Below are 4489 nucleotides of genomic sequence, written 5' to 3'. Positions count from 1 at the left end.
AGGTGTTTCCGTCTGAAATAATCTGCGGAAATCGCCCGAGATAATCTGCGGTTTGACAAGTCAACTATTTCTATTACTCCACTTTGAGGATACAAATATATCTGGTACTTTTCTTCAATAACATCTATTAACTTTGGATAGTCATATTTTTCTTTCATTCTATCACCCCTAAACTATATAGCTTTCTAATTTGCCCGTCATTAAGGCTATGAGAATTAATACTGTCATATAATTTCAAATCGATGCAAATTATTACCTCTACTATGTTTTCTACATCCATCATGTAAATCAGGTCAAAACCAGATTTATTATCATTTGAACATATTTTTTTGGCTATCACAGTTTTTTTCAAATAATAATCAACATTTTTTATTTCTTTTTTAGTCAAGGATTTTATATTCGAAAAATTGGTAAGCCCAATAGGGTACATCCATTTATCTTTTTCGTCTAAATCTAGCAAGTAAAATATTCTATGATAAAAGGGATGTCCTCTATAATAATTCTTTTTTATATATTCGTTCCAAATTGTAAAGAATTGTCGAATTTCTTCATAACTCATTCCCTCTGTATTTTTATAATATCCATTTTCATCAATAGCATAGATTCCAAATTCCTTTGGATTATTGTAAACAAAAGAACCTGGAACTAGTGTAAAACACCCCATTCCTATTCCATTTATTTTTGAACTATTATTTATGATAAAATTAATGGTGTCTTCTGCCTCAGCCTTTGTTTCAGTAGGAAATCCAAAAAAGAACATTAGAGTAGTATTAATGTTATTTTTATGGCAATTATTAATTACATTTTGCATTACTTCTCTAGTAGTCCCCTTTTCCATTTTCTTTAACACACGTTCGTTGGCTGATTCCATACCAAAAGCTATATACTTCAACCCGCCCTTAGCTAGTTTCTTAATAAAATTCTCGTTAGCCAATGTTTTTTCAAAACGCATATCTGTCATCCAAGAAATATTCAAATTATTCTTTTCAATCCAATTTGCTAAGCTCTTTGCTGTAGACGGTGCCATACATTCATCTACAAAGTAGAAATTTTTTGCACCCAAATCATTTCCCAATGATATAAGACATTTTTTTATATCTTCGACCCCATATTTAACATACTCGTTGTAACCAACCGAATGCGTACAAAATTTGCATCTTCCCCAATAACAATGTCGTGCTGAAATTAGTGGCAATACTAATTGTGGAGTAAAGTATAAATTTAGTGGAAGTTTACTAAACTTTGGCGTCAATAATGGAGGAACCTTATTTTGCATGGAGCAATCTTCATGATTTTCCACCTTAAAAGGATACGACAGAACATTGACATTATGACGTTTATTAAACAGGTCAAATAATGGGTATTCCCCATCGCCTATCACAAGATAATCTATATATTTTGAATAGTGTTCAAAAAAATCATATTGTATATTGAATGAAGATTTTCTTATTATGGAAGATACAACGGGACCTCCAATTACGATTTTCTTTTTGAACTTCGCTCTTATATAATTTGCAGCCTCCAAGAAGAAAAAAATTTGGTTGTCATAACATAAAGAAAAACAGATATATTCATTTTCTTTGCATATATCGTCTAATCTTTTATGAAACCAATTAATGTAATTTTCCCATGATGTATGTGAAAAAATCTTAATATAGTCTCTAAAGTTTTCTTCAAAGCTCAAATTTATAGGGCTTTTTGTGTTTAAGCCCCAAAGTCCATAGGTGGAAATCTCAATTGCTTTACTCACGATATTTGTATTCATCCATAATTCTTTATGAGTAGCTATATTTCCATCTGGTGACATTTTTTTAGCTGCTTGTTTAATATTCGACTTGATATAATCTTCTAATACAAGAAATCTTAATAAAGCATATCTTCTATCCTCCGTGCAATTTTCTTCAAGCAAATCATGTTTTATCCTACAAACACCATTTTCTATATTATTCTCATCTAAAAATTTTCTGTATAACTCAACATTTAAATCATATGCGTTTGATTTTATACCATTTTTTTCTAAGAATGATATCAATACAGGTATTCCTAGTGGAGGCATCATAGGTGCCACAAATGGTAAATATATAAATGCTATTTTTTCGTTCATGAGTCAACTCTCCTATTAACCTTTAGAACTAATGTGATAATTATAAGAATCATCCCTGCGAATAATGGTATATAGAAAGCATTTATTCTATCAATGAGTATTCCTGATAGTACATTCCCAATTGGACCAGCCAACGAAAGATATATATTTAACACACCGAATACTCTTCCCCTTATTTCATTGGGAATTTCTTTCTGTAACATAGTCTTCAATGGTACATTTATCGAAACAATACATATCGAAGATAAAGCAAAAATGAGGATTAGGACTATCAAAACATAATTAGCATTAACAAGTCCCGTAAAAGAAAAACCGATGTATACTATTCCTAAACCAGCAATGCTCCGATAATACTTTTCTACAATATCTGAATCCACTTTATGGATAGAATAACAAACTGAAGCCAACAAAGAACCAACAACTATAGATCCACGAAGAATTCCATACTCAAAAGATGACATCTTCAAAACATTGTTTACAATATACGGCATGGGCACTGTAAAACCAAAAGCCAAAAAGAAATTAACAAATGCACAACTAATTATTAACTGATAAATATCCTTTCGTTCATGTAAAAAATGGTTAATTTCACTTTTATTTTGCTGTACTTCAGATTTTTTCGTTACCACCACTTGCCTGTCTAAAACAATAAATAATTCAGAAATACCTGATATAAAAAAAGAACATACATTTAAAATAATAAAATTTTTAATTTGAAAATTTTCGTAGCATAAACCTCCAAGTATTGGACCTAAGAATGATGCTAATGACGATACAGTTTGACTCATTGCGTTAACTCTACTTAGGTGTTCTTCTTCATATACTATTTGTGGAACCATTCCATTTATTGAAATAGAGAAAAACACTGATATGGTTGATAATAAAAAATTAATTATATATACGCCTAAAATTGGATTTCCAAAATCAAACAATAAAAAGAACAATAGTAGCACAGTTCCAGAAAGGGTGTCGCATACAATAATCATCTTTTTTCTATTTTTCTTATCGCTTAAGTTCCCCGCGACATAGCTAAATAGTATCTTAGGCAATGCTCCTATTACAAGAGAAACTGCAAATGGTAATCCAGCATTTGTGATTTTTAAAATATATAAGCTAATGCCAAAATTGAACATACTTGTAAACAGCTCAGAAACCATTCTTCCTGCTAAAAGTAGTATAATATTTTTTCTACAAACTGTTTTTTTGTCAAGCACCATCGGTATTTTTATTCCTTTCAATTTATAATAATAGGGGAGATATGCTTCTCCCCCCTAATTTCATACCAGTTATGATTGCCTTTAATAGTTATGCTATCATTCTTTTTAACATAGAATAATTACTAAGATTACTAATATCTATTCTGCTTTTTTCTGTTTCATAATTACACAAGGTTTCACTTGTATTAATAGAATCATCATTCTTTTTCATAATGGAAATACTCTGTTCACACATAGTCATCGGGCTCTCAATGCCGATTTGCTTTATTCCATCATCATTCTTCTTCATGATGGAAATACTTTGTTCACACATAGTCATCGGGCTCTCAATGCCGATTTGCTTTATTCCATCATCATTCTTCTTCATGATGGAAATACTTTGTTCACACATAGTCATCGGGCTCTCAATGCCGATTTGCTTTATTCCATCATCATTCTTCTTCATGATGGAAATACTTTGTTCACACATAGTCATCGGGCTCTCAATGCCGATTTGCTTTATTCCATCATCATTCTTCTTCATGATGGAAATACTCTGCTCGCACATAGTCATTGGACTATCAAGCATTGTTTTACTTATAATTGTATCCATGCTTTGCCACCTCCATAATAAATTAATTTTCTTAGCACCTATTATCATATTAACAGTATAGTAAGGAAATTGTCAAGACAAAAATTACCAAAAACCAACAAAAATTAACAAAGTTTCACGAATAATTTAATGGATTTTTTAATGATATTGCTAAATATGTTAGAAGATTTGAAAATGAAGTCTATGGATGTAGCCCTTACTCTCCCACCATACCATCTCCATCTCGGTCGTCCATATATTTGTACAGCCAGTGTTCGGAGTAAATAGGCATGGAATAACCGGCTGCTTTGGCTTCAGCAATAGTCACTTTACCATTTCCATTGGTATCTACTTTGGAAAGGTCTTCTTTTTCATTCGTAGAAGCTTTATCATCACTGGAGGTGTTTTTGCTTACGTTTTGCGACTCTGCAGCACTGTTTACTTTGTCCGGATCAACATTATCAAATTCATCTACAATCTTATTGCCCTTAAGTATGTATTTGTACTTAGTGTCTGCTGATTAGGCTTAAAACACTTGATTTTACTGACTTTTACCTCGTTTTCTGCTATAATAATTGCAAGGATTTTGATGAAATA

At 31.4% G+C, this 4489-nt stretch carries 3 protein-coding genes and 1 pseudogene; all 4 read right to left on the bottom strand.

Going from position 1 to position 4489, the window contains the following annotated elements:
• Nucleotides 1-154: 154 nt before the first annotated feature.
• Nucleotides 155-2104 (bottom strand): B12-binding domain-containing radical SAM protein, encoded by a 1950-nt coding sequence (locus tag ASU35_RS02100; protein WP_058351451.1) that lies wholly within the window; start codon nt 2102-2104, stop codon nt 155-157.
• Nucleotides 2101-3321, bottom strand: coding sequence for an MFS transporter (locus tag ASU35_RS02095; protein WP_147525333.1), 1221 nt, complete (start codon nt 3319-3321; stop codon nt 2101-2103). Before ASU35_RS02095 ends, ASU35_RS02100 begins: the two co-directional genes overlap by 4 nt.
• 88 nt (nt 3322-3409) lie before the next feature.
• A complete protein-coding gene (locus tag ASU35_RS02090; RefSeq protein ID WP_058351449.1) occupies nt 3410-3913 on the bottom strand; it encodes a hypothetical protein in 504 nt (167 codons plus the stop codon).
• Nucleotides 3914-4109: 196 nt separating this feature from the next.
• A pseudogene (locus ASU35_RS20880) lies at nt 4110-4256 on the bottom strand (DNA/RNA non-specific endonuclease); the annotation flags it as partial.
• Nucleotides 4257-4489 lie beyond the last annotated feature (233 nt).

It is taken from the genome of Acetivibrio ethanolgignens (genome assembly GCF_001461035.1).
Taxonomy (GTDB): domain Bacteria; phylum Bacillota; class Clostridia; order Lachnospirales; family Lachnospiraceae; genus Velocimicrobium; species Velocimicrobium ethanolgignens.
Note: the sequence above shows the minus strand (reverse complement) of the source record. Positions and strands in the feature narration are given on the sequence as shown.